Source organism: Pseudomonas sp. Leaf129, assembly GCF_001423465.1.
Lineage (GTDB): Bacteria > Pseudomonadota > Gammaproteobacteria > Pseudomonadales > Pseudomonadaceae > Aquipseudomonas > Aquipseudomonas coleopterorum.
This window is the reverse complement of sequence record NZ_LMOC01000008.1, coordinates 539,557-545,556: the sequence shown is the minus strand read 5'-3', so window position 1 is coordinate 545,556 and position 6,000 is coordinate 539,557. Positions and strand designations below refer to the sequence as shown.

3 protein-coding genes are annotated in these 6,000 nt (G+C 61.5%); 2 read left to right on the top strand and 1 reads right to left on the bottom strand.

Annotation, left to right across the window (positions count from 1 at the left end; all coding sequences use genetic code 11):
* A partial coding sequence (locus ASF66_RS16435) for a retention module-containing protein (RefSeq protein ID WP_056844592.1) occupies positions 1–1,421 on the bottom strand: 1,421 nt, incomplete at its 3' end.
* A gap of 876 nt (positions 1,422–2,297) precedes the next feature.
* On the opposite strand from ASF66_RS16435, the gene ASF66_RS16430 reads away from it, so the two are divergent.
* Together ASF66_RS16430 and ASF66_RS16425 are read left to right on the top strand one after the other, a co-directional pair.
* The gene (locus tag ASF66_RS16430) at positions 2,298–4,451 is read left to right on the top strand and encodes a type I secretion system permease/ATPase (RefSeq protein WP_056844591.1); all 2,154 of its coding nucleotides are present in this window, start codon (positions 2,298–2,300) and stop codon (positions 4,449–4,451) included.
* Positions 4,441–5,817 (top strand): HlyD family type I secretion periplasmic adaptor subunit, encoded by a 1,377-nt coding sequence (locus ASF66_RS16425; protein WP_049858989.1) that lies wholly within the window; start codon positions 4,441–4,443, stop codon positions 5,815–5,817. The genes ASF66_RS16430 and ASF66_RS16425 overlap by 11 nt, the downstream gene beginning before the upstream one ends.
* Positions 5,818–6,000 lie beyond the last annotated feature (183 nt).

Genomic DNA, 6,000 nt, shown 5'->3' with positions numbered 1-6,000 from the left:
ACCGGTGTGGTGTTCGGGGTCAGCTGCTCGTAGTTGCCACCGGTTACGCCAGTGATCGCGGTGCTGACGGTGTCGGCGCCGTTGTAGACGTCATTGCCCAGCGGGAAGGAAACCGAGCCGCTGGTTTCGCCTACACCAATGGTGATGGTCTGGTTGTTCGACAGGGTCACAACCACGGGCGAACCCGTGACAGGTGCGCCAATGGTAGCAGTGTAGACAATGGTGCCGTTTTCGACGGCGCCGCCGGCCGGCGTGGTCGCGGTGAGCACGACGGTCGTCGTGTCGATCGAGTCTACGATGTTGACCACCGCAGGCGTTGTGCTTGGCACCAGGCTTTCGAAATTGCCACCGGTAGCGCCGGTGATGGTGGTGTTGAGGGTGGTCGGGTTGTTGTAGACGTCGTTGGCCGGTGCGGCCACGTCGACCGACCCCGACGACTGACCAGCCGCGATGGTAATGGTGGAGCCGTTTGACAGGGTCACGGTTACCGGCGTCTGCGCCGGATTGGTGAGCACGGCGGTGTAAGTGATCGTCGTGCCCTCGGTGACGGGGTTGTTGCCCACGGTCAACGTCACGGTGGTGACGTCGATGGTGTCGTCGACACGGGTGACGGCCGGGGTCGGATCGGTGGTGACCGCCAGGTCGCCACCGCCGGTGGTGCCGGTGACGGTTACGGAGATCTGCGACGGATCGATGTAAGGCGTGTTGGTGTCCGGCACGGTGACGTTGACGGCGCCTGTGGTCTGGCCGGCGGGAATGAGCACCGATTGGCCATTGGACAGGTTGACGGTCAGGTCGGCAGAAGGTGCCTGAGTCACGGTGGCGGTGTAGGTGATCACGCCGCCGGCTTCGGTGATGGCGGTCGTTGCCGTCACGGTCAGAGTGGCCGTGCGCTGGACGGCCGGGTCGTTACCGGTGTCGGCGTTGATCGGGTTGGTATCGCCTTCGATCTCGCGCGTATTTTGCGCTGCCCCAGCGTTTGGACCTTCGGTGGGGTAGCCCACGGTGGGATCGACTTCGCCTGCGGTTTCGCTGAGCAGTACGAAGCTGTGGCTACCGCCGCCTTCACCGCCTGTGTCGTTCGCGCCCGGGCCTGCGGCCGTGGCTTCCAGATCCTGGGTAGGGTCGGCGCCGGCCGCGATGGCCTGCTGCAACTCTTCTACCGAGGGGGCCGCCTGAGCCGTGGCAGCGCTCAGATCGGCGATTGAGTCGGGCGTGTTGGCACTCCATTGAGTGTCGCGTCCCAGATCGATGGTGCGGCCATCGGCCAGCGCCAACGTGACCGCACCGGCTTCACCCGTGACGACCTGCTCCCCGGCGAACAGCCTATCCCCTTCGATAAGCACTCGGCGAATCCCCTCGGGGGACACTGCGAATACTTGGCCAACAATGCTTTTGACGATGGCAACAACACTGCTCATGTGGGTGACTCTCCGGGGTGACGATTCGTTTGGTACGGTGCCTGAACATCGTCAGTGAAGGCGACGGGCATTCGGTACATATTGTATGTTGTAATATTGACGTCAAACTATTGTCTAAAATCCGCTAAAATGAACTTTATGACAATGTATTGACCTATTTGGCGCCATCCTAAACAATCCATTGTGTAATGTCACATTGATATTTCTTAGGTATGCAAAACGCTTCAACAGCGTGAGTTCATTGACGTCAAGACGACCACGACTGACATTTTTCGCCGGTTGATGTGACAAAAAAAGTCGCTTCTGGAATATCCAGGAGATGTCGTCAGGAAGGCTCGCCATGGATGCGTCGCAGGAAAGCCGGATGTAGCACAAAGCCTGCCAGGCGCGGGCTGCACAGTACGTGGAGCGTGGATGAACGGTAAATGGCCTGGGGCCTGGCGTGCGAATCGCCGGTGCGAAAATGGCGAGTTCAGGCTTACCGTTATATGTCAGGCACACAACATGGGTGGATGGACAAACATCACAACGGAAAGTTCGTAATTGTTGGTGTGCAAGTTATAAAGGCTAACTCCTTGTGTTGATTGAAGAAATTTTTTCAGTGGGGCACGGGTGCCAAATGGCCACCGACTGTTGATTGGCGAAATGACTACTCTCCCCGGTCGGATTGAATCAGCGATGAAACACCCCCCATGGCTATCGAGGTTGCCCGACTCGCCGTGCATCCGTTTGCCAAACGAGCTCATGCGAAGCCAGCGACCAGCGTGTACGCTGGCATCCCTTGTGCAAATGCAACCCAAACCGCTGCCAGACCAGGCGGGATGAACTGATCCTGATAGGGTCGAGGTGTTCAATGAGCGATAAGAGAGTGTCAGCGTGGATTCGGAATTAAGTTCGGTACTACTCAGCCAGGACCCACGCAGCCAGCACGATGATCCGTTGCTCGACGGCCTGCTGACCCTGTGCTCGCTGCATCACAAGCCCGCCAGCCGGGCGATGCTGACCACCGGCCTGCCGTTGCCCTCGCAGCGTCTGACCGCTGACCTGCTGCCGCGCGCCGCTGCACGCGCTGGTCTGCAAGGCCGTGTACTGCAACGCAATCTGGATCAGATTCCGTCCATAGCGCTGCCGGCCATGCTGATGCTCAAGGACGCGCGCTGCGCCGTGCTGTTGGGCTGGGAAGGCGATACCGCGCGGTTGCTGCTCAGTGAAAGCGATGGCGGTGAAGTGCGCGTGGCGCGCGAAACGCTGGTTCAGGATTTCACCGGCCGGGTGTTTTTCGCCCAGCCGCAGCACAAGTTCGACGTTACCAATGGCTCGCTGATCCCGCGTGCCCATTCCTGGTTCCGCGACACCCTCAAGCGCTCGCGCTGGCTGTATGCCGACGCCATCGCCGCCAGCCTGGTGATCAATATCATCGCCCTGGCCGCGCCCCTGTTCGTGATGAACGTCTACGACCGCGTCGTGCCCAACCAGGCCACCGCGACCCTGTGGGTGCTGGCGGTGGGCATCTGCGGTGCCTACCTGTTCGACCTGCTGCTCAAGGGGCTGCGCAGCCTGTGCCTGGACCTGGCCGGCAAGAAGACCGACCTGATCATCTCGGCCACGCTGTTCGAGCGCATCGTCGGCATGTCGATGAAAAACCGTCCGGCGCGCGTGGGCAGCTACGCGCAGAACATCCACGAATTCCAGGGCATGCGCGACTTCCTCACGTCGCTGACCCTGACCAGCCTGATCGACCTGCCGTTCACCATCCTCATCCTGCTGGTCATCGCCTTGCTGGGCGGGCATCTGGTGTGGATTCCGATCATCGCGTTCCCGCTGGCGCTGGGCATCGGGCATTTCCTGCAAAAGCCTCTGACCAAGACCCTGGAGCGCACCATGGCGCTGGCCGCCGAGCGCCAGTCGAGCTTGATCGAGACCCTGGGTGGCCTCGATGCGGTCAAGGTCAACAACGCCGAAAGCGAGCGCCAGTACCAGTGGGAACAGACCATCGGTACGCTTAGCCGCCTGGAATTGCGGGTCAAGACCCTGTCCAGCCTGGCCATGAACATCACCTTGCTGATTCAGCAACTGGCCGGTGTGGCGATCATCATCTTCGGTGTCTACCAGATCATCGAAGGCAACCTGAGCATGGGCGGCCTGGTGGCCTGCTACATGTTGAGCGGCCGCGCGCTGGCGCCGCTGGCGCAACTGTCCGGTTTGCTGACCCGTTACCAGCAGGCCAAGGTCACCATGGTGTCGGTCGACCAGATGATGGAGCTGCCTCAGGAGCGCAACTTCGACGAGCGCCCGATGAGCCGTCAGGTGCTGCAGGGGGCCATGGAGTTTCGCAACGTCGACTTCACCTACCCGAACCAGCAGAACCAGGCGCTGCACGGCATCAACCTGACCGTGCGCCCCGGCGAGAAGATCGGCATCATCGGCCGCAGTGGCTCGGGCAAGAGCTCGCTGGCCAAGCTGCTGGTAGGGCTGTACCAGCCCGACGCCGGCTCGCTGCTGGTCGATGGCGTGGACATTCGCCAGATCGACGTCAGCGAGCTGCGCCACAACATCGGCTACGTACCGCAGGACATCCAGCTGCTGGCCGGTACCTTGCGTGACAACCTGGTGTCGGGCGCCCGCTACGTCGATGACGAGATGGTCCTGCAGGCCGCCGAACTGGCCGGTGTGCACGAGTTCGCCCGCCTGCATCCGCAGGGCTATGAACTGCAGGTCGGCGAGCGCGGGCAGAATCTCTCTGGCGGTCAGCGGCAGAACGTGGCGCTGGCGCGGGCGCTGTTGCTCAATCCACCGATTCTCTTGCTGGACGAACCCACCAGCGCCATGGACAACACCGGCGAGGAGCGCCTGAAAGCGCGCCTGCAAGCCGTCATCGAGAACAAGACCGTGATTCTGGTTACTCACCGTGCGTCGTTGCTGAGCCTGGTCGACCGCCTGCTGGTGATCGACCGTGGGCAGATTCTGGCGGACGGGCCGAAGGCTGCCGTCATGGAAGCGTTGAAGAAGGGGCAGATCAGTGTTGCTTAAATCCTCCTCCGGCGGCTTCAAGAATTCCCTGGTGCGCTACTTCAAGGGCTCCGATTCGCTCGATGGCCAGCCGTTGCCCGAGGTCGAAAAGGCGCTGATCGACGATGCGCCGCGCATCGTGCGCCTGACCATCTGGGGCGTGATCGCGTTCTTCGTGTTTCTGCTCGCCTGGGCGCACTTTGCAGTGATCGACGAGGTGACCAAGGGCGACGGCAAGGCGATTCCTTCTTCGCGCATCCAGAAAATCCAGAACCTGGAGGGCGGTATCGTTGCCCAGATCTACGTCAAGGAAGGGCAGATCGTCGAGGCGGGCGCCCCACTGATTCGCCTGGACGACACGCGCTTCGCTTCCAACGTCGGCGAAACCGAAGCCGACCGTGTGGCCATGGAGCTGCGCGTGGAGCGCCTCAGTGCCGAGGTGGAAAACCGGCCGCTGAACATCACTGCCCAGGCGCGCAAGTCAGTGCCCAGCCAGGCGGCCAACGAAGAGTCGCTGTACATGAGCCGTCGCCAGCAGTTGGCCGATGAAGTCGGCGGCTTGCAGCAGCAACTGGTGCAGCGTCAGCAGGAGCTGCGTGAGTTCACCTCCAAGGCCGAGCAGTACCGCAACAGCCTGAACCTGCTGCGCCAGGAGATCAGCATGTCGGAGCCGCTGGTGGCCAGGGGCGCGATTTCGCCTGTCGAAGTGCTGCGTCTGCGCCGTTCGGAAGTGGAAACCCGCGGCATGCTCGACGGCACCACGCTGGCGGTGCCGCGTGCACAGGCAGCGATTGGTGAGGTCCAGCGCAAGATCGACGAGACCCGCGGCAAGTTCCGCAGTGAAGCGCTGACCCAGTTGAACGAGGCGCGTACCGATCTGGCCAAGACCCAGGCCACGGCCAAGGGGCTGGAAGATCGGGTGAGCCGTACCATGGTGACCTCGCCAGTGCGCGGGATCGTCAAGCAGGTGCTGGTCAACACGGTCGGTGGGGTGATCCAGCCGGGTAGCGACATGGCCGAGATCGTGCCTTTGGATGACAGCCTGCTGGTGGAGGCGCGGATTCGTCCTCAGGACATCGCATTCCTGCATCCGGGGCAGAAGGCGATGATCAAGTTCACGGCCTATGACTACACCATCTACGGCGGTCTGGAAGGCACTCTGGAACAGATCGGCGCCGACACGGTGCAGGATGAAGAGAAGAAGAACACCTTCTATCTGATCAAGCTGCGGACCAACAAGAGTCATCTGGGCTCCGATGAAAAGCCGTTGCTGATCATTCCCGGGATGGTGGCTTCGGTAGACATCATCACCGGCAAGAAGAGCGTGCTGAGCTACCTGCTCAAGCCGATCATCAAGTCCCGCGCCGAGGCATTGCACGAGCGGTAGGGATTCACCCGTTCGCGGCCGCTCACGTTCCACTGTAGGAGCGGTCTGCGGCCGCGAAGGGTTTGTGGGGTATGTCTGACGCCCTGCGGCGTTTTTTTCGCGGCCGATGACCGCTCTTACAAGGAATTGCATTCGGTCGGGCATTCTTGACGAAATGTTTCCGTTCCGCGAATATAGATAGTT